25 protein-coding genes and 1 pseudogene are annotated in these 22,894 nt (G+C 68.0%); 11 read left to right on the top strand and 15 right to left on the bottom strand.

The window, feature by feature from the left end; all coding sequences use genetic code 11:
- Positions 1–166 precede the first annotated feature (166 nt).
- Positions 167–1,345, top strand: a complete 1,179-nt coding sequence (locus AC07NF_RS19925) for a vWA domain-containing protein (RefSeq protein WP_454715076.1) — start codon at positions 167–169, stop codon at positions 1,343–1,345.
- Between the two features lie 13 nt (positions 1,346–1,358).
- Here the strand turns inward: AC07NF_RS19925 and AC07NF_RS19920 are convergent, their stop codons facing one another.
- Both AC07NF_RS19920 and AC07NF_RS19915 read right to left on the bottom strand, forming a co-directional pair.
- Positions 1,359–2,780, bottom strand: coding sequence for a calcium-binding protein (locus AC07NF_RS19920; RefSeq protein WP_494630273.1), 1,422 nt, complete (start codon positions 2,778–2,780; stop codon positions 1,359–1,361).
- An 11-nt stretch (positions 2,781–2,791) separates the two neighbouring features.
- Positions 2,792–3,136 carry a helix-turn-helix domain-containing protein gene (locus AC07NF_RS19915; RefSeq protein ID WP_492817273.1) on the bottom strand — a complete coding sequence of 115 codons (345 nt, stop codon included), beginning with the start codon at positions 3,134–3,136 and terminating at the stop codon, positions 2,792–2,794.
- A gap of 156 nt (positions 3,137–3,292) precedes the next feature.
- On the opposite strand from AC07NF_RS19915, the gene AC07NF_RS19910 reads away from it, so the two are divergent.
- Both AC07NF_RS19910 and AC07NF_RS19905 read left to right on the top strand, forming a co-directional pair.
- Positions 3,293–4,279, top strand: a complete 987-nt coding sequence (locus tag AC07NF_RS19910) for a glycosyltransferase family 2 protein (protein WP_492817271.1) — start codon at positions 3,293–3,295, stop codon at positions 4,277–4,279.
- Positions 4,280–4,313: 34 nt separating this feature from the next.
- Positions 4,314–4,805 carry a hypothetical protein gene (locus AC07NF_RS19905; RefSeq protein WP_494630270.1) on the top strand — a complete coding sequence of 164 codons (492 nt, stop codon included), beginning with the start codon at positions 4,314–4,316 and terminating at the stop codon, positions 4,803–4,805.
- Here AC07NF_RS19905 and AC07NF_RS19900 read toward each other — a convergent pair.
- Positions 4,802–5,305 carry a surface-adhesin E family protein gene (locus AC07NF_RS19900; RefSeq protein WP_492817267.1) on the bottom strand — a complete coding sequence of 168 codons (504 nt, stop codon included), beginning with the start codon at positions 5,303–5,305 and terminating at the stop codon, positions 4,802–4,804. The two genes, AC07NF_RS19905 and AC07NF_RS19900, sit on opposite strands and share 4 nt — an antisense overlap.
- A 132-nt stretch (positions 5,306–5,437) precedes the next feature.
- Here AC07NF_RS19900 and AC07NF_RS19895 point away from each other — a divergent pair, with 132 nt between their 5' ends.
- From AC07NF_RS19895 to AC07NF_RS19880, 4 genes are all read left to right on the top strand, one after another.
- Positions 5,438–6,106 carry a TetR/AcrR family transcriptional regulator gene (locus AC07NF_RS19895; protein ID WP_494630261.1) on the top strand — a complete coding sequence of 223 codons (669 nt, stop codon included), beginning with the start codon at positions 5,438–5,440 and terminating at the stop codon, positions 6,104–6,106.
- 36 nt (positions 6,107–6,142) lie between these two features.
- On the top strand, positions 6,143–7,018 hold the full coding sequence (locus AC07NF_RS19890) for a transglutaminase family protein (protein ID WP_494630259.1): 876 nt from the start codon (positions 6,143–6,145) through the stop codon (positions 7,016–7,018).
- A gap of 31 nt (positions 7,019–7,049) precedes the next feature.
- A complete protein-coding gene (locus tag AC07NF_RS19885) occupies positions 7,050–7,196 on the top strand; it encodes a hypothetical protein (RefSeq protein ID WP_492817261.1) in 147 nt (48 codons plus the stop codon).
- A 115-nt stretch (positions 7,197–7,311) separates the two neighbouring features.
- Positions 7,312–8,172: a hypothetical protein gene (locus AC07NF_RS19880; protein ID WP_494630258.1), complete on the top strand. Its 861-nt coding sequence runs from the start codon at positions 7,312–7,314 to the stop codon at positions 8,170–8,172.
- A 146-nt stretch (positions 8,173–8,318) separates the two neighbouring features.
- On the opposite strand, the gene AC07NF_RS19875 is transcribed toward AC07NF_RS19880, so the two are convergent.
- Positions 8,319–9,473 (bottom strand): hypothetical protein, encoded by a 1,155-nt coding sequence (locus AC07NF_RS19875; RefSeq protein WP_494630257.1) that lies wholly within the window; start codon positions 9,471–9,473, stop codon positions 8,319–8,321.
- 97 nt (positions 9,474–9,570) lie between these two features.
- Between AC07NF_RS19875 and AC07NF_RS19870 the strand changes: the two genes are divergently transcribed.
- Complete coding sequence (locus AC07NF_RS19870; protein WP_494630256.1) at positions 9,571–10,974, top strand: MFS transporter; 1,404 nt, start codon at positions 9,571–9,573, stop codon at positions 10,972–10,974.
- Here AC07NF_RS19870 and AC07NF_RS19865 read toward each other — a convergent pair.
- From AC07NF_RS19865 to AC07NF_RS19845, 5 genes are all read right to left on the bottom strand, one after another.
- A complete protein-coding gene (locus AC07NF_RS19865; RefSeq protein WP_494630255.1) occupies positions 10,955–11,149 on the bottom strand; it encodes a UvrB/UvrC motif-containing protein in 195 nt (64 codons plus the stop codon). The genes AC07NF_RS19870 and AC07NF_RS19865 overlap by 20 nt on opposite strands.
- A 47-nt stretch (positions 11,150–11,196) precedes the next feature.
- Positions 11,197–12,258: a Leu/Phe/Val dehydrogenase gene (locus AC07NF_RS19860; RefSeq protein WP_494630254.1), complete on the bottom strand. Its 1,062-nt coding sequence runs from the start codon at positions 12,256–12,258 to the stop codon at positions 11,197–11,199.
- Positions 12,259–12,319: 61 nt separating this feature from the next.
- On the bottom strand, positions 12,320–13,378 hold the full coding sequence (locus AC07NF_RS19855; RefSeq protein WP_494630253.1) for an alpha/beta hydrolase: 1,059 nt from the start codon (positions 13,376–13,378) through the stop codon (positions 12,320–12,322).
- Entirely contained in the window at positions 13,375–13,959 is a 585-nt protein-coding gene (locus tag AC07NF_RS19850) for a uracil-DNA glycosylase family protein (RefSeq protein ID WP_494630252.1), read from the bottom strand. The genes AC07NF_RS19855 and AC07NF_RS19850 overlap by 4 nt, the downstream gene beginning before the upstream one ends.
- Before the next feature lie 41 nt (positions 13,960–14,000).
- On the bottom strand, positions 14,001–14,303 hold the full coding sequence (locus tag AC07NF_RS19845; protein WP_494630251.1) for a DUF3253 domain-containing protein: 303 nt from the start codon (positions 14,301–14,303) through the stop codon (positions 14,001–14,003).
- 108 nt (positions 14,304–14,411) lie between these two features.
- Here AC07NF_RS19845 and AC07NF_RS19840 point away from each other — a divergent pair, with 108 nt between their 5' ends.
- Complete coding sequence (locus AC07NF_RS19840) at positions 14,412–14,864, top strand: PaaI family thioesterase (RefSeq protein ID WP_494630250.1); 453 nt, start codon at positions 14,412–14,414, stop codon at positions 14,862–14,864.
- Between the two features lie 111 nt (positions 14,865–14,975).
- On the opposite strand, the gene AC07NF_RS19835 is transcribed toward AC07NF_RS19840, so the two are convergent.
- The 6 genes and pseudogenes from AC07NF_RS19835 to AC07NF_RS19810 form a co-directional block, all read right to left on the bottom strand.
- Entirely contained in the window at positions 14,976–15,599 is a 624-nt protein-coding gene (locus AC07NF_RS19835) for a glutathione S-transferase family protein (protein ID WP_494630248.1), read from the bottom strand.
- A gap of 39 nt (positions 15,600–15,638) precedes the next feature.
- A complete protein-coding gene (locus AC07NF_RS19830; protein ID WP_494630681.1) occupies positions 15,639–16,082 on the bottom strand; it encodes an endonuclease domain-containing protein in 444 nt (147 codons plus the stop codon).
- A 38-nt stretch (positions 16,083–16,120) separates the two neighbouring features.
- A complete protein-coding gene (locus tag AC07NF_RS19825; protein ID WP_494630246.1) occupies positions 16,121–17,401 on the bottom strand; it encodes a NupC/NupG family nucleoside CNT transporter in 1,281 nt (426 codons plus the stop codon).
- A 143-nt stretch (positions 17,402–17,544) separates the two neighbouring features.
- Positions 17,545–17,664 (bottom strand): annotated as a pseudogene (locus tag AC07NF_RS19820) (hypothetical protein); the annotation flags it as partial.
- Between the two features lie 9 nt (positions 17,665–17,673).
- The gene (locus AC07NF_RS19815; RefSeq protein WP_494630244.1) at positions 17,674–18,573 is read right to left on the bottom strand and encodes an EF-hand domain-containing protein; all 900 of its coding nucleotides are present in this window, start codon (positions 18,571–18,573) and stop codon (positions 17,674–17,676) included.
- 101 nt (positions 18,574–18,674) lie between these two features.
- The gene (locus AC07NF_RS19810; protein ID WP_494630242.1) at positions 18,675–20,774 is read right to left on the bottom strand and encodes a S46 family peptidase; all 2,100 of its coding nucleotides are present in this window, start codon (positions 20,772–20,774) and stop codon (positions 18,675–18,677) included.
- Between the two features lie 159 nt (positions 20,775–20,933).
- Here AC07NF_RS19810 and AC07NF_RS19805 point away from each other — a divergent pair, with 159 nt between their 5' ends.
- Both AC07NF_RS19805 and AC07NF_RS19800 read left to right on the top strand, forming a co-directional pair.
- The gene (locus AC07NF_RS19805; protein WP_494630237.1) at positions 20,934–22,145 is read left to right on the top strand and encodes an ABC transporter permease; all 1,212 of its coding nucleotides are present in this window, start codon (positions 20,934–20,936) and stop codon (positions 22,143–22,145) included.
- Positions 22,142–22,894, top strand: a complete 753-nt coding sequence (locus tag AC07NF_RS19800; protein ID WP_494630233.1) for an ABC transporter ATP-binding protein — start codon at positions 22,142–22,144, stop codon at positions 22,892–22,894. Before AC07NF_RS19805 ends, AC07NF_RS19800 begins: the two co-directional genes overlap by 4 nt.

Below are 22,894 nucleotides of genomic sequence, written 5' to 3'. Positions count from 1 at the left end.
CCTAGCGGGGGAGGTGGCGCGAAGCGCCGGAGGGGGTAGTTGTCCTGGCCCGGTCTCTTCCCCCTCCGTCGGCTGCGCCGACACCTCCCCCGCTAGGGGGAGGATCTGGATTGCGCCGGCTCGCGATCACCTCCACAATCCGAACATCCGTTCGAAAGCCGCGCCGATGTTCCTTCGTTTCTTCTCCGAGCTCCGCCAGGCAAAGGTTCCCGTCAGCCTGCGCGAGTACCTCCTGCTCATGGAGGCCCTGGACAAGGACGTCATCGACCGCCGGATCGAGGACTTCTACTTCCTGTCGCGCGCCAGCCTGGTGAAGGACGAGAAGAACCTCGACAAGTTCGACCGCGTATTCGGCCACGTCTTCAAGGGGCTCGAAACCGTCAACGAAGGCCTCGCCGCCGACATCCCGGAAGAGTGGCTCAAAGCCCTGACCGAGAAATTCCTCACCGACGAGGAGAAGGCGCAGATCGAGGCCCTGGGCGGCTTCGAGAAGCTGATGGAAACCCTGCAGGAGCGCCTGCGCGAGCAGAACAAGCGCCACGAGGGCGGCAACAAGATGATCGGCTCGGGCGGCACCAGCCCGTTCGGCAACAACGGCTACAACCCCGAAGGCGTGCGCATCGGCCAGGACAAGAGCCGCCACGGCCGCGCGGTGAAGGTCTGGGACAAGCGCGAGTACAAGAACCTCGACGACAGCGTCGAGCTGGGCACCCGTAACATCAAGGTCGCCCTACGCCGTCTGCGCAAGTTCGCCCGCACCGGCGCCGCCGACGAGCTGGACCTGAACGGCACCATCAAGGGCACGGCCGAGAAGGGCTATCTGGACATCCAGATGCGCGCCGAGCGTCGCAACGCCATCAAGGTGCTGATCTTCTTCGACATCGGCGGCTCGATGGACGGCCACATCAAGCTCTGCGAGGAGCTGTTTTCAGCCGCCAAGACCGAGTTCAAGAACCTGGAATTCTACTACTTCCACAACTGCCTGTACGAGACGGTCTGGAAGGACAACAAGCGCCGCCACACCGAGAAGATCCCGACCTTCGACGTGCTCCACAAGTTCCCGGCCGACTACAAGATCATCTTCGTCGGCGACGCGACCATGAGCCCGTACGAGATCACCTATCCGGGCGGCAGCGTCGAGCACTGGAACGAGGAGCCCGGCGCGATCTGGATGCAGCGGGTCACCGACATCTATCAGAGCTGCATCTGGCTGAACCCGACGCCCGAGCGGCACTGGGACTACACCCAGTCGATCGGCGTGATGAAGCAGATCCTGTCGGACCGCATGTATCCGCTGACCCTGGAAGGCCTGGACAAGGCGATGCGGGAGCTGGTCAGGGGCTAGAGCCCCTGCCCCTTTAGCGGGTCGGCGAAGAGTCGCTGGGATGGCCGGCGATGTCGCTGGTGGTCGACTGACCGACCAGGCCCACCTTCGCGTCGTCGAAGTGATCGTTGGCGATCGTCGTGCCTAGCTTGAAGGTGGCGGTCGTCGCGCCGCCCAGCAGGATGAACACGTCCTCGCGCCCGTCGCCGTCCAGGTCGAAGCCGACGCGGACGCCCGACACGGCCCGGGTCACGTCGGTCACCTGGGCGGCGACCGCCTCGTTCAGGGTCGCGCCCTGCACGGCCAGCACGTCGTTGACGGCGGCCGTGGTGACCACGGTCATCTCGCCCTTGCCCATCACGGCCAGGTGGTCGCCCTTGCTGGCCTGGTAGTCCAGCACGACGCCCAGCAGGGCGTCGGTCTTGTCGGTCGGTTGCTGGGCCGAGACCAGGAAGGTGTCGGCGCCGGCGCTGCCCGAGGCCACGACACGAGCATTCATGACGATGCGGTCGTCGCCCGCGCCGCCGTCGATGCGGTCGATCTGGCCTTTGCCCGCGCCGCCGCCGTCGATGTAGTCGTTGCCCGCGCCGGCGGCGATCACTTCGCCTTCGGCCGTGCCGTGCAGGACGTCGTCGCCATTGGTGCCAACCACGGCCGCCTTGGCGCCGGCGAAGGCCAGCTCACGGACGTCGGCATTGTGCAGCGACAGCTCGTACAGACCTTCACGCTCGCCGCTCGCCGCCTCTGGGAGCGGCGCCGAGGACGTGGACGACGACGAAGCGTGGTTCAGATGCGAGGCGTCGACCTGCGGCAGGCCGTCGTGGCCCTGGGCGGCGGTCTCGATCGCAATGCCTTGCGCCGTCACGGCCTTCGCCGGCGCGGCGCCGGCGGCCTGGTCGGCCGAAGCGGCCTGCGGCGGCGTATGGGCATGCCCGCGGTCGGCCTCGAGGTTCAGCGCCGCGATCAGCTTGGACGCCACGCCCTCGATCGCGGGATCGTCGATGCGCGGCAGGTTCTCGAAGTTCAGACGGCCCGCCTCGCCCAGGTCGACGCCGCGCAGCTCCAGATAAAGGCCGACGGCGATGACCAGCGACAGGAAGGACTGAGCCTCGCGGCTGGCCGGATTGAACGCGACCACGACGCCAGTCTGGCTCTCGACGTTCGAGGACAGCACCTGGCGCAGGGCGCCCCACAGGCTGCCGACCTGGTGGAACATGTCGATCGCCGCGTCGTGGACCACGAACTGGCCGTCGATGCGGGCGATATGGACCAGCACATCCTGGTTGGCGTCGGTGACGACGAACCAGGGATCGCCGGAATCGGTCTGACCGAACACGACGTCGATGTCGCCATAGGTCGACTCAAGCTGCTGGGTGAGCAGCATCAGCAGGCCCCGCTCGTTGGCGGACCAGTCGGTGGCCGGAGGCCGGGGGCTGAAGGCTAGGATCTCACCCATCAAGCGGCTCGTCAGGCTTGCGCCGCTCTGTCGGCGACAGGCTCGGCCTCTTCGGCCGTCCCGTCGAACAACAGGCGATACAGCTCAGGTTCGTAGTACCGCAGCAATGTGCGGGCGAATTGACCGGGTTCAAGCCCCAGGCTCTCGGCCCAGACGGCCTGGGCCTCGATCGGCACGCGACCCAGACCGTTCTCCACCTGGGACACGAAGGTATAATAACGCAGGCCCGTCTTCTCGGCCAACTCGGCCTGAGTCAAGCCTACCGACTCGCGTGCGGCCTTAAGCCACCGCCCCGCTTCACGTCGGAGGGTCTTCGTCAACGCCGCCTTGGCGGGGTTCATCGCCGTTCTGGACATCGCTAAGCCGCTTTCGCGCCCAACTGCGGGCGCTCCCCTAGTTGTTACACATTGCGTAAAAACGCAACAATCTGTTGCGACCTCATCGAGAGGCCTTGCGGAACATGAATTCCGCACATACAGTTTTTATGCAACTATTTTGAGCGCAACAAACACATGTTTGTCTCGATCGACCCCGCCCACTCCCGCGCCGCCGCCCTGAGCAGCGTCCAGCCCCGTCTGTCGCTGATCATGGTCGTTTATATGACCGGTCCGGCCCTGATGGAGAGCGTGCGTCACGTCCTGGACGAGCCGCTGGTCGAGGAGTTCATCCTCGTCGACAACGGCTCCTCCCTGGCCGACGCGGCGTGGCTGCGCGAGCTGGCCCGCCGCGAACCGCGCGTGCAGCTGCTGCAGGGCCTGGGCAATATCGGCTTCGCGCGCGCCGCCAATCTGGGCGCGGCCGCGGCGAAGGGCGATGCGCTCGTCTTCCTCAATCCGGACGCGTTCCTGACCCCCGGCGCGGTGGCGGCCCTCGTGGACGCCGCCCGCGACCGCCCCTCGCCCTGCGTGATCGGGGCCCGGGTCTTCAACACCGACGGCACAGAACAGCGGGGCGCGCGACGCGGCGAAATCACGCCGGTCACGACCCTGCTTACCCTCTCGAAGCTTAGCGCCACCCTGCCCCCGCTGCGCCGCTTCGAGATCCACCGGGAGAGCGAGGCCCCCCCTTCGCACCCGGTGGACACCCCTACGATCTCGGGCGCCTGCTTCTATATGTCGGCGTCCGACTTCCGCGTCCTGCGCGGCTTCGACGAAGGATTCTTCCTGCACGTCGAGGACATCGACCTGTGCTGGCGCGCCCGCCAGCAGGGCGGCAGCGTCTTGTTCCAGCCCAACGCCCGCATCATCCACGTCGGCTCGACCAGCAAGGAAAACCCGCTGGTCGTCGAGTGGCACAAGGGCAAGGGCCTGGTGCGCTACTTCCTCAAGCGCGCCGACAGCCCGCAGCGCAAGCTGCTGGCCCTGGTCCTGGCGCCGCTGATCCTGGGCACCGCCGTCGCCCGCCCGCTGCTGCGCCAGCTGCTGCGTGGCCGCATGGGCCGTCCGGTCGAGCGCCTGGCGCCCCTAACCAAGCCACCCTTGACGAAGCCGGCCGTCTGAAGCCTCACTGGATCACCCGAAGGTTGATCCAGTCATGCGCCGACATCTCGCCCTAACTGCCCTGACCTGCGGCCTGTTAGCCGCTTCGAGCGCGCACGCCCAGCGCCAACGCGGCGACGAGAGCTGGGGCAAGACCGGGATCTCGTACCTGCAGTACCGCACCGACGCGGTCGAGTGCGCCTACAAGGTCGGCCAGGAGGCCCCGGTCGAATATGCCGAGGTTGACCTGATCTTTCCGAACAACATGCCAGGGACCCCCGCCGGCTCCGACGCGATCTCCATCAGCCAGATGATCGAGGCGGCGGATCCGGGCAGCGGCCGCATGAGCCGCCCCTTCCGCCAGATCTCCAGCCAGCTTCGAGAACCGCTGGCCAAGTGCCTGGGCGAGCGCGGCTATCGCCGCTTCCGCCTGACCAAGGAGCAGGTCAAGGAACTCAGGGGCCTGTCGCCCGGCTCGAAGGCCCGGCAGGTTTATCTGTGGAATCTGGCGGTCGACCCGCAGGTCCAGCAGCACCAGCGCCGCTAGCCGGCCAGCGGCTGCATGCAGGCCGCGTCGACCACGCTCTCGTCGAACGCGCCCGGCTCAGGCTTGGTCCAGGCGCGGTCTTCGAAGGCATAGGCCGTCTCGGCGCCCTTCAGATTGTTCTCGGGATAGCGATAGACCGCCAGGCTGCGGAAGCTGCGCGCCTGGCAGTCGACGTCCTGGGCCATGCGTTCGGAGCGGAAGGTCAGGCCCGCCTCGCTCTGCGGGGCGCGGAACTCGTGGCGCACCCAGACCCGCTGCCATGGCTGGCCCGCCGGCGTCTTGCCGGTCTTGGCGAAGGTGATGATGCCCTTGTCCTCGCCCACGCCCAGGAACGGCCAGCCGATCCCCTCGATGCGTTCCGACCATCGCGGCGCCGCCTTGGTCTTCTGGTCCTGGGCCGTGATCGTTACGGAATCGACCTTGGCCTGGTCGTCCTGAGCCTGAACCGGCGTCGCCGCCTGCCCGCCCAGCAGCAGAAAGGCCGTCAGCATGCCGATCATTGGTCGCACTCCGCGCGTTAAGCGGGAAAAGCCTAAACGTGAACGCCGTTACGCGCTACAGCAGGCTCTATTGACGCTTGCGCCAAATTCGAACGCCCGTAAGACTTCCCTACGGGTAAAGGGGAATATGTAGTGAGTCCGACCACCGACGCCGCCACCTCAACCGAGGTCGAGGCCGCCGAAACCGAAGCCGCCACCAAGAACCTGGTCTTCGTCGCCGCCGAGCGCCTGTTCGCCCTGCACGGTTTCCAGAACGTCTCGGTGCGCGACATCACCGCCGCCGCCGGCGTGAACCTGGCCTCGGTGAACTACCACTTCGGGTCCAAGGACGCGTTGCTGTTCGAGATCTTCCGTCGCCGCACGGCCGAGCTCAACCGCGAGCGCGCCAAGATGCTGCACGAGGCCAACGACCGTAACGCCGGCGCGCCGCCGGTCCGCGAGATCCTGGCCGCCCTGCTGACCCCGCCCCTGCGCTGGCTGGCCCCGGACCATGAGCGCCGTATCTCGCTGCAGTTCCTGATCCGCGCCCGCAGCGAAGGCACCGACGAGATCCGCACCGTGCTGAAGACCGACGTCTCGCACCTGCGCCGCTTCTCCGACGCCCTGCTGCGCGCCCGCCCCGACCTGTCGCCGGAAGACGTCTACTGGCGGCTGCACTTCACCCTGGGCATGCTGCACAACAACCGCTTCGCCGAGTTCGACCGCCTGAACGTGCTGTCGGAAGGCCAGACCAGCGAGTCCGACGTCGTGGCTCTGCTGGAGCGCATGCTGGCCTTCGCCGAGGCTGGTTTCAAAGGCTAGGAACCTCAACCATGCCGGGCGCGTTGTCGCTCCGGCATGGGACGGCTGCGGATCCTTCACGAGACCCGGTACTATTATGAACGGCCGGTGCGGTTTGGACCGCAGCGGCTGCTCATCCGTCCGCGCGACAGTCACGCCCTGCGCATCGTCGAGGCCAGCTTGCGCCTCTACCCGCCCGGCGCCACGCGCTGGAGCTACGACGCCAACGGCAACTGCGTCTGCATCTTCGAGCCGACCGGCAAGTCGGACGCCATGCGGGTGGCCAGCGAGCTGGTCATCGACCGCTATCCCGCGCCGCTGGTCCCGCAGCGGGTCGAGAACCCCGACACCCTGATGCCCATCGTCTATTCCCGCGAGGATCGCACCACGCTGGAGCCGTTCATCGCGCCGGTCACCGACGATCCCGACGCGGTGCTGCTGCGCTGGCTGCGCGGCCTGGCGACCCACAAAGACGAGCCGGCCCTGGCCTTCCTGCTGCGCATCAACGAGTTGATCCATAGCCAGTTCAGCTACTGCACCCGCCTCGAGGAAGGCGTGCAGACACCGGTCGAGACCCTGCAGAAGCGCAGCGGCGCCTGCCGCGACCTGGCCTGGCTGATGGTCGAGGGCTTGCGCCGCCTGGGTTACGCGGCCCTATTCGCCACCGGCTACATCCATTCTCCCGGAACCGGCATCCGCGGCGCGGGCGCGACCCATGCCTGGTGCGAGGTGTTCCTGCCGGACCTGGGCTGGCTGGAGTTCGACCCGACCAACGGCCTGGCGGAATCGCCGGACCTGATCCGCGTCGCCGCCACCCGAACCCCGGCTCAAGCGTTACCCGTCTCGGGCGCCATCATCGGCGACCCCGGCGCGGCGCGTCTTCAAGTTTCCGTGGACGTGCGGTTGGTCGAGGAAATCAACCATGCGGTGTGATAAGTTCAGTGGCGTACGGGAGGAAAAGCCCATGACCAGAGGCTTCCAAAATCAGGACCCGATGCAGAACGTCTGCTTCCCCAAGGCCGAACCCAAGCCTCAACACGGCCAGAAGCCGGATCAGGCCTGCGTGAAGCTGAAGGAAAAACGGACCTTCGAGCCCAAGCCAGGCCACTAGTCCGGCACGCGTAACCCCTTGCAGTCACTCGCGGTTCGGTTGTCAGGCGAGCCGTCTATACATGTGCGCCCCAGGACGTTAATTTACGTTAGGGGATATGGGGAGCTGCTCGAGCATGCGACGCGTCACGCTCGTATGTCTGCTGACGACGGCCGGCGTCGCGATCGTTGGATCGGCGACGGCGCTGTCGACTCGCGCCCCTGAAGAATTCAACCAGACCCTGACCCTGGCCGGCGGCCCCGAGGCCGCGCATACGCCTGCCTATATCGACGATCCGGACGCTCCGATCGCCACGGCGCGCTACGGCGGCGAGCGCTCGCGCGCCCCGTCGGTCGAGGCCTATGCCGCGCCGGCGGGTGCTACGGTCGCCCTGGCCGGCGGTCCTGCGGAAGTCGCCTTGGCTGGCGCACCGGTCGCGCCCGCGCCGGTCGTCGTGGCCGAGCAGACCGCGCCCAAGCCCGTCCCTGCCAAGGCCGAGCCGGTCCGTCCCGCCGCCCGCATCCTGGCTGAAGCGCCCGCCCCGCGCCGCGCGCCGGTGCTGGCCCTGACCCGCATCCACGAGGTCCGCCCCTACGGCAAGGTGCTGAAGGTCGAGGTCAACGACCAGCCCCTGCCCTTCACGCCCCTAGGCATGCAGTCCAGCGCGGTGAAGCGCATCACCCTGACCGCCTCGAACATCATGTCCCGGACCCGCGCCTCGGCCGATGATCTGAAGCGCGGCCGCTGGATGCTGTTCGCCGCCAGCTCGGGCAAGGCCTATGGCCTGAACCTGATCCGCGACACCCTCGGCGGCTGGCGCAACGCCGGCTACAGCGAAGACAAGGTCGCCCGCTTCGGCAGCCGCCAGATCGGCTTGGGCTGGCGCAAGGACAATCGCCAGGTGTCGCTGACGGCGACGCGGCGGAAGCTGAACTCCATCGACTATTCCGACAAGGATACGGTGGTTGGGGTGACGGTCTCGGTGCGCGGGAAGTAGGGCCTACCTCCCCAAACCCGACTTTCCCCGCGAAAGCGGGGATCCAAGCCGAGTCAGAGGATCATCGCTCGGCCTCACCCCATCCTGAAAGCCAGCTTGGGTCCCCGCTTTCGCGGGGATGATCGGTGATGGGGGAAAGCTTATACTCAGCCCTTCTTCACCGGCCACAACACGTCCACCGGCCGCCCCAACACCTCCGCCGCCTTGGCATGCAAACTCGCCGGCGCGAGCTTCCCACCCTTGGCCGCCGCGATCGTCCAGGCCTCCAGATTGCCGCCCGTCCGGTCATAGCCGTCAGCCTTCAGCAGGCCGTACAGCCCGGCCGCCAGCACGTGCATGCCGTCATCGGCCTTCTCCCAGCGCAGGTGCGGCTCGACCGCGAACCCAAGGCGTTCGCTGACGATCTGCTCCAGCGCCTCGACCATGTCCTCGTTCAGCAGGCCCTCCAGGCTGTTGTAGCCGAAGGAAGGATCGTGCTCGGCGACGATCTTCTTCAGCAGGGCGTCCTGCTCCAGCACCGCCAGGGCGGCCTTGGCCGCGGGGCCGTCCATCGGGAACGGCGGGTGCAGCACCTCGTGGGCGGCGTTGCGCAGCACGATCTCGTCGGGCCAGACGATGCCGGTGATGAAGCGCTGGCCCTGCACGCGGATGCCGTGCGGCTTGTTGAACCACAGCAGGACGATCTCCAGCGAGGCGTCCAGCGGCCGGCCCAGCAGGCGTTCCTGCTCGGCGATCACGTCATAACCGGCCAGCTTCTGGCGCAGGGCCGGCAGGCGGGTCTCGGCGGTCGGCCCCATCGCCTTGCGACGCAGGTCGACGAAGCCCGCCTGGCGCAGGCCGTCCAGCACCAGCCGGATGCGCGGCCGGCGGGCGATGAACTGATCCCAGTCCTTCTGGTCCCAATAGGCGCTGGCCTTGTAGGACGGCAGGATCGCGGTCTCGGCCGCGTCCAGGGCGGCGATCACGGCGTCCAGCGTGTCGAGCCACGCGCCCGACATCAGGGTGCAGAGGCCCGGGCCCAGCAGCTGGCTTTCCTTGTCGGCCTCGGCCTGCAGGCTGGCCATGGCCTCCATCGCGGGCTTGGGCATGCGCGGCAGGATGTCGGCCAGCTCGTCCTTGTAGTAGCGGGCGTAGAAGTCCTTGCCCGACAGCGGCCCCAGGAAACACAGGGCGTCGAAGCCTTCGGACAGGCTGACCGTCCACTGGGTGCGGATGGCGGCGCGCGCAGGCGAAGCGGAAACAGCCGCCAAACCACTCAAGGAAAGCGCGGCGGCGGTGAGGAAAAGCTGTCGTCGGTTCATGAACCGGACCTTCACCGCGCTCCGCTGTTTCGGTCTTGAAAGGATGTGACCGCCGGGCGTCTGGACCCTCGCGCCCCATGGGCGTAAAGCGCCCCCTGTGTCCGATCAGCCTCCCTCCCCGCTCGCCACCCGCCTGATCTCGATCGCGGTGGCCAGCGCGTTGCTGATGGAGTTCATCGACTCCACGGCGCTATCGACCGCCCTGCCGACGCTGTCGCGGGCCTTCGCCGTCGACCCGATCCACCTGAAGCTGGCCCTGACCTCCTACATCCTGGCCCTGGCGGTGTTCACGCCGGCCAGCGGCTGGGCGGCCGAACGGTTCGGCGCGCGGCGGGTATTCCTCAGCGCCATGGTGGTCTTCCTGCTGGGCTCGGCGCTTTGCGGCCTGTCCCGCAGCCTGGAGGTCCTGGTCGCCTCGCGGATCCTCCAGGGGATCGGCGGGGCGATGATGACGCCGGTGGCGCGGCTGATCGTGGTCAGCGCCACGCCCAAGGACAAGCTGCTGACCGCCATGGGCTGGTTCACCATGCCCGCCCTGATCGGTCCGCTGATCGGCCCGCCGATCGCGGGGCTGGTGCTCAGCGTCGCCGACTGGCCGTGGATCTTCTACATCAACCTGCCCGTCGGCATCCTGGGCATGACCGCCGTCATGCGTTTCGTGCCCAAGAGTGAACCGCGCAAGGACCTGGGCCGCTTCGACACTCCCGGCTTCATCCTGTCGGCCCTGGCGATCAGCGGCCTGGTGGTCGTGGCCGAGACGGCGGGGATCAACCTGCTCTCGCCCTGGACGCAAGGCGGCCTGCTGGCGCTGTCCCTGGCCTGCGGCGTCATCTACCTGCGGGTCGCCAAGCGCACCGGGCGGCCGATCCTGGACCTGACCCTGCTGCGGTTTCCCACCTATCGCGCCAGCCTGCTGGGCGGGACGCTGGTTCGCTTAGGCATCGGCGCCAGCCCGTTCCTGATGCCGCTGCTGCTGCAGGTGGCGCTGGGCTGGAGCCCGCTGAAGGCCAGCTTCGTCACCTTGGCCACCGGCGTCGGCGTGCTGGTCGCCCGGCCGTTCGCGGCGGCGGGCCTGAAGCGGTTCGGCTTCCGCACCTCGCTGATGGTGTTCGTCAGCCTGACGGCGCTGTTCACCGCCGCGCCCGGCTTCTTCGGCCCCACGACACCCATGTGGCTGATGATGGCCGCCCTGACCCTGGGCGGGTTCTGCCGCTCGAACCAGTTCATCGCCGCCAACACCATCGCCTATGCCGACGTGCCGGAAACCTCGACGGCGGCGGCCTCGACCTTGGCGGCGGTCTCCCAGCAGGTCGGGCTGGCGCTGGGCGTCAGTTTCGGCGGCATGATGCTGCACTGGGCGCGCGGCGCGGATGGCGCGCTGACGCCGGACCGGTTCACGATGCCGTTCGTGGCGATCGGCGTGGTGACCTTGCTGGCCCTGCCGGTCTATCTGGCGCTGGACAAGGACGCCGGATCGGCGATCAGTGGCCGGACGACTTGAGCTCGTCGTCTTCCCGCCGCTGGTAGTACGAGGCCTGAGGCGCGTCCTCGATACCCCGGATCTTGGCGCTATGGCGGATGGAGTCGATCTCGGCCCGCAGCCGCACGGCCGTATCGAAGTCCTGGGCGGCGACCGCCTCGCCCAGCTGTTCCTTCAGTTCGTCGAGATGCGACATGGACGCCTCCAGGGGACTTGCCCCTGGAGAACGCCTGAAGTCGTGGTTTAGCCCCGCGCGGCGGCGATGCGGGCGCGGGCGATCTCGTCGGCGACCAGATTGGCCGGACGCTTTTCGCTGATGGACTGGTCGATGACCTCGGCCAGGGTCTGGGCCAGGCGGTCCAGCTTGCCGGCCACCCACTCACCGTCGAACGCGGCGCCGGCTTCCAGGCCCCGGATCTCGGCCGCCACGTTGATGATGCCGCCGCCGTTGATGACGTAGTCGGGGGCGTAGAGGATGCCGCGGTCGAACACGGTCTGGCCGATCATGGCGTCGGCCAGCTGGTTGTTGGCGCCGCCGGCGATCACCTTGACCTTCAGGCGCGGCAGGGTCGTCGCCGAGATCGCGCCACCGAGCGCGCAAGGGGCGAAAACGTCGGCCTCGACGTCGAAGATGGCGTCGGCCGGGACGATCGTCGCGCCGGTCTTGGCGGCGACCTCGTTCAGGGCCTGCTGGTTCACGTCGGCGATGGTCAGCACCGCGCCGGCGGCGTGCAGCTTCTCGGCCAGATAGGCGCCGACATGGCCCACGCCCTGGATGGCGACATGCACGCCCTTCAGGTCGCGCTTCAGGGCGCGCTCGACGCACAGGCGCACGCCGCGGAACACGCCCTCGGCGGTCACCGGCGACGGATCGCCCGAGGCGGCCGCGTGGCCTTCCAGGCCAGCGACGAAGCGGGTGGTCTTGCGGGTGTTTTCCAGGTCCGACGGCGAGACGCCGACGTCCTCGGCGGTCCAGTACTGGCCGCCCAGGCTGTCGACGGCGCGGCCGAAGGCCTCGAACAGTTCCGGCGTCTTCTGGCTGCGGCTGTCGCCGATGATCACGGCCTTGCCGCCGCCCAGGTCGAGCTCGGCCATGGCGTTCTTGTAGGACATGCCGCGCGACAGGCGCAGGGCGTCGGTCACGGCCGCGTCGCTGCTGGAGTAGTCCCACATGCGGCAACCGCCGGCCGCCGGGCCGCGCGCGGTCGAGTGGATCGCGATAATCGACTTCAGACCAGTTTTTTCATCGAAGAAAGCGTGGACGCCTTCGTGTCCCTCGAAATCGGGGGAATCGAACAAGGTCATGCCGTCGGTCTCGCGTCAGCTAGAATGAACGTGGCGGCGGTGTACGCCCCCTCGCTCCGCGTCACAAGCCCGAACGCTGACGCTGCGACGACTTGTGTTTCTTCGGTTTCGGCGGGTCCAACGCTGTCATGGCCGCGACGCTGGACGGAATGGGCGGCGCGCCCGACGGCGGCCAGGGTCCGGGCGCATCGCGCAGGAAAGCCTCGGCGTCGCCCCAGACATTGACCGCCTGCTTGTCGACCAGCAGCAGGTGGTAGCCCTTGGCGTAGTAGGCCGTCTTCGCGCCGGGCTTCAGCCGCCCCACCGCCTCGACCGTCGGCTCGCGCGGGATGACCTTGTCGTTGGCGCCGTAGAACCAGGCGGTCGGGACCTTGATGTCATCCGTCGACTTCCATGCCCGCTCCATCAGCCCGACCAGGCCGTAGATGGTGTCGGACCGCGCCCCCCAGATCAGCAGCGGATCGCGGCCCATGCGGCGCAGCTCGTCGATATTGTCGGACGCCATGATGTCCTTCACCAGCCAGTCCGGCGGCTTGACCACCCAGCTGCCCGTGGCGTGGGCGGTGAGCCACAGGCTGAGGCGGTTGGGCAAAGGCTGGTTCGACCAGCCCCAGACGGCCGGCGCGAACAGCATCAGCTTGTCGACCGGCGGCGGGTTGTCCGAAGCCATGGCGCTGATGGCCAGACCACCGCCCATGCTGATCCCGGCCAGGGCGACCTTGGCGTTCGGGTGGCGCTCGCGGACGGCCGTGATCAGCGCCCGGACGTCGTCCAGCACCAGGTTGGCCGGCGCCCAGACCCCGCGCTCGGGCGAGCGGCCAAAGCCCCGGACGTCCAGGGCGTAGGTCGCGATGCCCCTGCCCGCCCACCAGTCGGCCGCCAGGTGATAGGCGTTCGAATAGTCGTTCATGCCGTGCAGGCCGACGATCACCCAATCAGGCTCCGTCGTGGGCAGCCTGCGCATCAGGCCGAGCGTCGCCCCGTCAAAGCTGATGAAACCGTCGTCGGTGATCCGGGGGCCGCGAAAGCCCAGGGCCGCCAGCTCGGGCCCCTGCCGGAGCGGCGCGCAGCCGGCAAGGACGGCGGCCGAGGCGGTCAGGATCAGGGCGCGGCGGTTCATGGCCTGAGAATGTCCGCGACACGTTGGCGAAGGAAGGGCACGACCTCGTCCTCGAACCACGGATTGCGCTTCAGCCAGCCGGTGTTGCGCCACGACGGATGCGGCATGGGCAGGACGTTCGGGCCAAACTCACGCCAGCGGGCGATGGTCTCGGTCATGGTCTTGCTGGTTCGCCCCGGCAGCGCCCAGTCCTGGGCGTAGCTGCCAACCAGCAGGGTCAGCTCGACGTTCGGAAGCTCCGCCAGCAGCTGCGGCCGCCACAGCGCAGCACAGCGCGGCGGCGGCGGATAGTCGCCGCCCTTCGGGTTCGTGCCCGGAAAGCAGAAGGCCATGGCCGCCACGCCGATCTCGGGCCGGCCGTAGAAGGTCTCGCGGTCGATCCCCATCCACTGGCGCAGGCGATTGCCGGACGGATCGTTGAACGGCAGGCCGGTCTCATGAACCAGCCGCCCCGGCGCCTGGCCAGCGATCAGGATCCTCGTCTCCTCGCGCACCCGCGTCACCGGCCGGGGCACGTGCGGCAGGTACGGCGCGCACGCCCGGCAGGCGGCGATGTCGGAAAGGATCGTGTCGAGAGGCATCGGCGGGGATTTAGGCGTCCTTCGCGCGATGCCAAGCGTGACTAGTCTTCGTCGCCGTCGATGTCGGCTTCCGGCGCCTCTTCGAACGAGGTCGGGTCACCTTCCAGGCGCGTGCGGATGCGGTAGACGCCGCGGAATTTCTCGGGGTTCACCGGCTTGTTGTGGCGCAGGATCACCACCTTGCCCTCGCGGGCCAGTTCGATGGCGTTAGTGCGCACGTGGCCCAGGATCTGCTGCCAGCGCTCGGGCTGGACCGCCTTGGCGACGTTCATCGGGTCGATCGACTTGCCCTCGGCCAGAGGCGCCAGCAGGGACAGGATCGTGTCTTGGATCGGGGAGGTCATGGGCGCTCTCCTGCCACGGATTGTCAGCGGAGGCGAGACCGACCGCTTGCGCGCGGCCATACGCCCTTCTAACTGAACAACGATAAGAACAAGCGGAGGGGTGGAGCCATGGACGGCGGCAACGACATCTGGAGCGGCCCGCGCCTGGTGGAAGACGGCGAATGGGCCGGCTGGCGCACCTGGACCGGCATGGACCCATTCGAGGACCGCGCAGGCCCCTTCTACTTCAAGGAAGAGGACGACGGCGCCATCACCGCCGCCTTCCGCGCCGAGGCCCACCACATGAACGGCGGCGGCTTCATGCACGGCGGCTGCATGATGACCTTCGCCGACTATTCGCTGTTCGCTATCGGCTGGAAGGCCCTGGCCGACAGCCGCGCCGTGACCGTCAGCCTGAACGGCGAGTTCATCGGCCCCGCCAAGCCCGGCGACCTCGTCACCTCGACCGGCGAGGTGATCAAGGCCGGCGGTTCGCTGCTGTTCATCCGCGGGCTGATCTCGACCGGGACAGGGCCGATGCTGAACTTCTCGGGCGTGGTGAAGAAGATCCGCAGCCGTTGAGGGACCGAAAACCTCGTCCTTCGACAAGTTCAGGATGAGGTTTTCTACTGAACCGGCGTCAAAAGTAGCCCTCACCCTGAGCCTGTCGAAGGGCGAGGACGGCTCCGCTGACTAAGCCGCCATCCCTGCCTTCGCCGCCGGCCTAGCCAACATCGCGTCGAACCAGCGGTTCACGTGAGCCAGCTCCGGATCCGGCCGCCACTTGATCATGCGGCCGAAGTCGATGCTGGCCACGGCCACCACGTCGGCGATGGTCACGCGATCGGTGGCGATGAAGGCGCTCTCGGCCAGGCGGCGGTCCAGCATCTTCAAGCTGCGCTTGGCGCCGTCGAGATTATAGGCCGCCACCTCGGGGATCTGCGGCTCCAGTGCCGCCATGCCCGGATGGCTGTGCCGCACGCCCTGCATGATCGGCGTGGCGACCATCATCTCGGCGCGCCGCAACCACATCTCGATGATCGCCGTCTCCTTGGGATCGCGCCCGAACAGGTTCGGCTCGGGATAGACGCTTTCCAGATAGCGACAGATGGCGACCGACTCGGTGATCACCGTCCCGTCGTCCAGCTCCAGCGCCGGCATGTGCGCCAGCCCGGCCTTGGCCCGGTACTCCGGCGACTTGTGCTCGCCGCCCATGATCGACAGCGTGACGATCTCGACGTCATCGATCCCCTTCTCCGCCATGAACCAGCGGACGCGCCGGGGATTGGGCGCGCGGAGGCAGTCATAGAGTTTCATGTGGTTTCCTCCCATTGCCGGCAGGATGAGCGCTTTCCGTCACGGAACAAAAGCCCTTCCCCCTTGATGGGGGAAGGGTTGGGATGGGGGTGACTGCTGGATCGCCGCCGCGACGCGCTCGGCCACGAGGTACGGGTTGCCCGCGGCCTCACCGTCGCGGATGCGCATGACGCGGTAGCCCTGCTCGGCGAGCCAGGTGTCTCGCTCGGCGTCCCTCAACTGAGCTTCGGGGTGGTCGTGCCAACCGCTATCGACCTCGATCACGAGGCGGGAGCCATGATGGACGAAGTCGGCGATGTAGCGACCGATCGGCGCCTGGCGGCGGATGTGGAGGTCCAGGGCGCGAAGGGCCTTCCAGAGGGCCTTTTCGCTGAGGGTCATCTCGCTGCGGAGACGGCGGGCGCGCTTGACAGCGCCGGGTGCGTGCCGAGGTCTTGGAGTTTCTTCGGACACGCTGTCACCCCATCCCCAACCCTTCCCCATCAAAGGGGAAGGGAGAGAGTGAAGCAACCAATAGTTGATTACAGCCCGAACAGCCCGCGGGGCATCAGGCCGATCAGCGAGCCGGTCAGGCAGGTGGCCAGGAAGCCGGCCATCATGGCTTTCCAGACCAGGCTCAGCACCTCGGCGCGGCGCTGGGGGACCAGGACCGAGAAGCCGGCGACGTTCATGCCGACCGAGCCGATGTTGGCGAAGCCGCACAGGGCGTAGGTCATGATCATGCGGGTGCGTTCGTCCAGCGCCACGCCGCCGACCTTGGCCAGCTGGATGAAGGCGGTGAACTCGGTGAGGATCAGCTTCACACCCAGCAGGCCGCCGGCGGTGCCCGCTTCCTTCCAGGGCACGCCCATCGACCAGGCCAGGGGCGAGAAGACCACGCCCAGGCCGCGCGCGATGGTCAGCGGCTGGCCGCCGACCATCGGCATGGCGCCCAGGATCTTGTCGACCATGGTGGCCAGGGCCACGAAGACGATCAGGGTCGCGCCGACGTTCAGCGCGATCTGCAGGCCGTCGGTGGTGCCCTTCATGACGGCGTCGATCGCGCTGCCATAGGTCTTGTCCTCGGCGGCCAGATCCAGGTCGCCGCCCTTCTCCATCGGGTCGGACGGCACGATGATCCGGGCCAGCAGCACGCCGGCCGGGGCCGAGATGATCGAGGCGGTCAGCACGTGGGCGGCGGCGTTGGGCAGCACGCCGGCCAGGATGGTGGCATAGGCGACCATGGTCGAACCCGAGACGCAGGCCATGCCGACCGTGATCAGCATGAACAGCTCCGAGCGGCTCAGCTTGTCGAGATAGGCGCGGATGAAGATCGGGCCTTCGATCTGGCCCATGAAGATGGTGGCGGCGGTGGCCAGGGCCGGCGGGCCGCGCAGGCCCAGCGTCTTCTGGAAGATGAAGCCGAAGCCCTGGGCGGCCCACTTGAGGATCTTCCAGTGCCACAGCAGCGCCGACAGGGCGCAGACCACCAGGATCACCGGCATGACGCGGAAGGCGAAGATGAAGCCCGCGTTCGGGTTGCTGATCGTGTAGGGCTGGTCGCCGCCGGCCAGGAAGCCGAACACGAAGGCGGTGCCGGCCTGAGTCGAGCTGGCCAGGCCCTCGACCGCGCCGTTGACCCCCTGCAGCAGTTGGCGCGCCTGGGGCAGGCCGAACAGCACCACCACCAGCAGCACTTGCACGACGAGGGCGGCGATCGCCAGAACCCACGGGAATCGCTTGCGATTCTCGGAAACGAGCCAGCAGAGGCCCAGGGTGAGCGCCAGACCCGCCAGGGCCTGAACGTTCTCAGGACGGAACATCAAGACGAAGACCTTACTAAAGTGGCGCGCGCCCCCGCGACGCCGGCCAAGGGCGAAGAATGACACCAAGTCAGCGGTCGCACGCAAGCGCCTTGCTTAGGAAATAGTTAAGGAAGGCGTCGACTGCCTAAGTCAGAGGACACTTACCACCCTATCTTGTCATCCCGGACGCCCCGGAGGGGCGATCCGGGACCCAGGGGTCGGCGCAATGCGGTCGCCCCTGGGTCCCGGCTCTCCGCTGCGCTGCGGCCGGGATGACACGCTAGGTAGGCCTAAGCCGTGACACTCGTCCCACTGCTGACGCTGGAGGACGAAGATGTCAGCGCCGTATCCAGTTGCGCCAGCAGCTTCTGCATCAGATCCGCCGCCGCCGTGGAGCCCGAGAGCAGGCTGGTCAGCGACGTCTCCGCACCGGTCTCCTTGCCCTGATCGAGCATGGCCTGGAACTCTGTCCCGCTCAGCGCGCCGTCGCCATCCTGGTCGGCGGCCTTGATCAGATCCGAAGCGGCGCTCGTCGCATCCGTGCTGTCGCTGCTACCGGCGGCGGCCAGCTCCTCGGCGGAGACGATGCCGTCCTCGTTAGTGTCCAGGCTCTCGAACACGCCGCTGGCGCTCGACGAACCACTCGCGCTCTCCGCCCCACCACTCGGCGGCGGGCCCGGCGGCGGACCGCGCGTGGCCTGGGTCGACTGATTGGCGGCCGCATTGGAGATCGCGCTCGAGATCTCCTCGGTCGACAGGCTGCCGTCGCCGTCGCTGTCGAGGGCCGAGACGATGTCGGCGGCCATCTTGTCCTCCAGCCCCTGCCCCTTCGCCTCGTCAGGCGCGTTGGCGGCCAGGGCGGTGGAAATCTCGCTGGCGGTCAGCAGGCCGTCGCCGTCGGCGTCGCCGGCCGACATCACCGAGCTGGCGACGTCGTCGACCGACTGGGTCGACAGCAGCGACGACAAGGTATCGCCGCCGAAATGTCCGCCCGGTCCGCCGCCGCCGCGCATCGGCGGCGGGCCACGGTGCTCACCGCCCGAGCCCTGCACATTTTGCCCGATGGACTGGAATTCGGCCTGCGACAGCTGCCCATCGCCGTCGGCGTCGGCGGTCTTGAAGGCCTCCGCCTGCTGAAGCTGGCGCAGCTGCGCCCAGTTTGTAGAGGAAGTGGCGCTGGTGACGCTCATTTCGCTCTCCCTTGTTGAAGGCGTCGAAAGGCCGACGCCCCCGAAGAGGAGCTAGAAGTATTCCAGCTTGCCGCGTGTTGCGGACGTGAAACGAAGCGCCTTCAGCGCCCCGTCAGTTCGCTGACCAGATCGCCGCGCTCATAGACCTTGTCCAGCGCCTGGAGGATCGCCGGGCCCGACAGCGAGACGGTCCGGTTGCGGGTCCCGTCGTAACCGTAGGCCCCGCCCAGCGAGGGCAGGTTGCCGTCGAACGCCACCCCGATCAGCCGCCCCTTGGCGTCCAGCACTGGCGAGCCGGAATTGCCGCCGACGATGTCGTTGGTGCTGGTGAAATTGAAGACGGTGTCCAGCTTCAGCCTGTCCTTGGCCTCCAGCCAGCGCGGCGCGGCGGCGAAGGGCTCGGCGCCGGTCACCCGGTCGTAGAAGCCCGCGAAGGTCGTCGCGGCCGGGATCGCCCTGCCCCGCGCCTCCCAGCCGGCGACATGGCCGTAGGACAGCCGCAGCGAGAACGTCGCATCCGGATAGACGCTGTCGCCCAGCACGGCGAAGCGGGCCTTGGCGACTTTCTCGGCGGCGATGTCGACCGGTCCCGAGACCCGGGTCTCGTAGGCCGCGCGAGCCTCGCGGGCGATCGGATCGGTGCGCAGGATGAAGCGGACCAGCGGGTCTTCCGAAGCCTGCACCGCCGCCAGGCCGCCCTTCCAGAGGGTCATGCGCGTCTCGGGGTCGGAGAGCTCCGTCTTGGCCAGGGCCTCGGCGATCTGCTCGGGGCTCTCGCGGCCCAGCAGCGCCTTCACCTGTGCGGAGTCGACGCCCAGGGCCTCGCGGGTCTTGAGCAGCCAGTGCTCCAGATAGATCCGCTCCAGCGCCGGATCGCCCATCGGCGCGTCGGCCAGCTTGCGCTCGATCAGGGCCAGGCGCGCGTCGACATATTCGGGCAAGCGCTCGGCGTCGGGCTTCTCGCGCTCCAGGGCCCCGCGCACCAGGAGGCGGGCGTAATAGTACAGTTCCGAACCGACGCCGGCGTTGTACTCCAGCATCCGCCAGGGCACGAACAGCTCGGCGGCGGCGTCCTGGGCCCGCGCGATCTCGTCCCAGGCCGCGCCGGTCTCGGCCGCCAGCGCGGGATCGGCGGCGACCTTGGCGCGCACGGAGTCCTCGTCGGTGCGCTTGGCGTCCATGAAGGCCTTGTCGTTCAACGCCAATTGCTTGCCCACGCCCAGCTTGTAGCTGTTCTGCACCCAGGCCAGGGCCTGGCTGACGATACGGGCCTCGTCGGTCCCCTGCCGGCCGAACTGGATCAGCCGCCCGCGCACCTCGGCCCGCTGCAGCTGGGTGAGCGGCAGGACGAGATCGCGCTGGGTCTCCAGCTGGGCCACGGTCAGCTGTCGCTCGGTCGAGCCCGGATTGCCGACGACGAAGGTCGGCTCGCCCTCGACCGGCGGCGCATCACGCCAAGTCAGGTGGTCCCGCGTCGCGGCCGGCTTGCCGTCGACATAGAGCCGCACGAAGGCGACATCGAACGCATAGCGCGGGAAGTTGAAATTGTCGGGATCGCCGCCGAACGCCGACGCGGCGATCTCGGGCGCGAAGACCAGCCGCACGTCGTTGTAGCGGCGGTACTTGTAGACCTTGTACTGCCCGCCCCGGAAGAAGCCGATCGCCTGGCAGCGCAGGGTCTGGTCCATGCCGCAGGCGGCCAGCTCGGCCACCGCCATCGTCGCCTCGCGGGTCCGCACGAAGTCGCGGCCGGTCTTGCCGGCCACGGCGGCCCGCACCTGGTCGGTGACGTCGAGGATGGTCAGCAGCACCTCGGCCTGGACGCCGGCGCACTTGCGCTCCTCGTCGCGGCCATCGGTCAGGAAACCGTCCTTGGCGTAGTCCTCGCCCTCGCTGGAAGACAGCACTTGGGCGCAGTCGGCGACGCAGTGGCTGTTGGTGATCGCCAGCCCCTGGCCGCTGACTAGGCCCGCCGAGCAGCCGTTGGTCAGCCGCACCGCCGAGGCCTGGGCGGCGTCCAGCCAGCTCTGGTCCAGGGTCACGCCCGTGGCGGTCTTGATGCGCTCGACCGGGATCTTGTCGAAGGTCCACATGCCTTCGTCGGCCCGCGCCGACGCCGTCGCGGCGAACGCCAGCGCCAGGCCGGAAGCCGCGCGAAGGCCAAAAGCCAGGACGGTGAGGGGCGCATCGTTTTTCTGCACTGGAGATGTCGTTAGCCCCGACGACGGCGCCCAGCCAGCCCGTTCCGCTCGCTGCGCGAATATTTCACACCGGAAATGCGCCTTACCCCGATTTAACTTGGCCGGTCAGCGATCGACGGTCATTGCTGCAACCAACGGTTTGGGGGAGCAAGAGTCGGAATGTCGTTGGCCTTGGCCACTCTTCTCTACGAGTGGCGACGTTACATGGCGGCCGTCGTCGCCCTGGCCTTTTCGGGCCTGCTCATCTTGGCCCAGGTCGGCATCTTCGTCGGCATCGGCAAGGGCTTTACCGCACAGATCGACCGCGCCCGCGCCGACATCATGGTGCTGGGCCCCGGCGCCAAGGCCCTGTTCGGCGGCCCCTCGGGCCTGCCCCGCCGCATGATCCCGCTGGTCTACAGCCATCCCGAGGTCACCCAGGTGGCCCCGCTGGACGGCTCGGGCGGCCGCTTCCAGAACATCCTCTCCCCTGAGGAGCAGGCCAAGGAAGAAGCCCGCGCCAAACGCGCCGGCAAGGGCCAAGGTGGTGGGGGCAAACCCGGCGGCTCGGCCCGCAAGAGCGAGTTCGTCAACGTCACGGTGATCGACGCCATTCCGGGCTACGTGACCGTGCCCACCGACTACACCCAGTCGATGATCGAGGCCCTGCGCCGCCCCTACGCCATCGCGGTCGACGAGACGGCGCTGAAACGCCTGGGCGTCAAGAAGGGCGACAAGGCCCTGTACAACGGCAAGACCGTCTATGTCGCCGTCGTCACCAAGGGCTATCCCAACATCATCCAGCCCACCCTGGTCATGTCGCGCGACACCCTGCGCATGCTGGGCGAGGCCGACACCGGCCAGCGCGTCGGCCCGCTGATGGTCGAGATCCAGGATCCCTCGCGCGCCGAGATCGTCGTGGCCCAGCTGAACAAGAAGGCCGACGGCAAGTTCCGCGCCTGGACCCGCCAAGAGCTGGCCGACGCCAATTCCGGGGCCATGCTGGACGACCAGATCATCGGCATCATCCTGGGCTTCTCGGCCTTCCTGGGCCTGCTGATCGGCGTGATCATCACCTGGCAGACCCTGCGCGGCGCGATCATGGCCAACATCAAGGAGTTCGCTAGCTTGCGCGCCCTGGGCGTGTCGATGGGCGACCTGCGCAACATCGTCATGGAGCTGAGCTTCTGGGTCGGGATCGTCGGCGTGTTCGCCGCGGGCCTGCTGACCTGGCTGGTGTCGCTGATCGCGGTGGCCGGCGGCGTGCCGATGTACTTCCCGCCGACCCTGATCATCATCGTCGCCGTCTTCCTGGTGATCATCGCCATGGTGTCGGGCTTCCTGTCGCTGGGCATCCTCAAGAACAGCCAACCTGCGGATCTTCTGCGATGAGCGGGACCAACAACGCCCACAAGCGCGGCGAGACCGCCCTCGAGGCCAAGGGCATCGTCAAGCGGTTCAAGACCGGCCGCACCTTCATCGAGGTGCTCAAGGGCGTGGACTTCGACGCCAAGCACGGCGACGTGACCATGGTCATGGGCCCCTCCGGCTCGGGCAAGTCGACCCTGGTCGCCGCCCTGTCCGGCCTGCTCAAGCCCGACGAGGGCCACGTGGCGGCGCTGGAGGCCGACGACCTGTGGTCGCTGTCGCGCGGCAAGATCGACAAGTTCCGCCTCGACCACTGCGGCTTCATCTTCCAGGGCTTCAACCTGTTCCCGGCCCTGTCGGCCAAGCAGCAGGTGATGACCGCGCTGAAGTACCAGGGCGTCGGCAAGGGCGAGGCCGCGCGCCGCGCCCAGGCCGCGCTGGAGTCGGTGGGCCTGGGGAACCGCGTCAACCAGCGCCCGTCGGAACTGTCGGGCGGCGAGAAGCAGCGCGTCGCCATCGCCCGGGCGCTCGCCAAGAACCCCAACCTGCTGTTCGCCGACGAGCCGACCTCGGCCTTGGACGGCGAGAACGGCCAGATCGTCATCCGCCTCCTGCGCGAGGCCGCCTCCATCCGGGGCGCGGCGGTGATCTGCGTGACCCACGACCCGCGGCTCGAGGCCTATGCCGACCGCGTCATCCACATCGAAGACGGCCGGATCCTGGACGACGTGCGCCGCACGCCCGACGCCAATCCCGCGCCGCTCAGCCACTGA

It is taken from the genome of Caulobacter sp. GW821-FHT10A06 (assembly GCF_059415805.1).
Note: the sequence above shows the minus strand (reverse complement) of the source record. Positions and strands in the feature narration are given on the sequence as shown.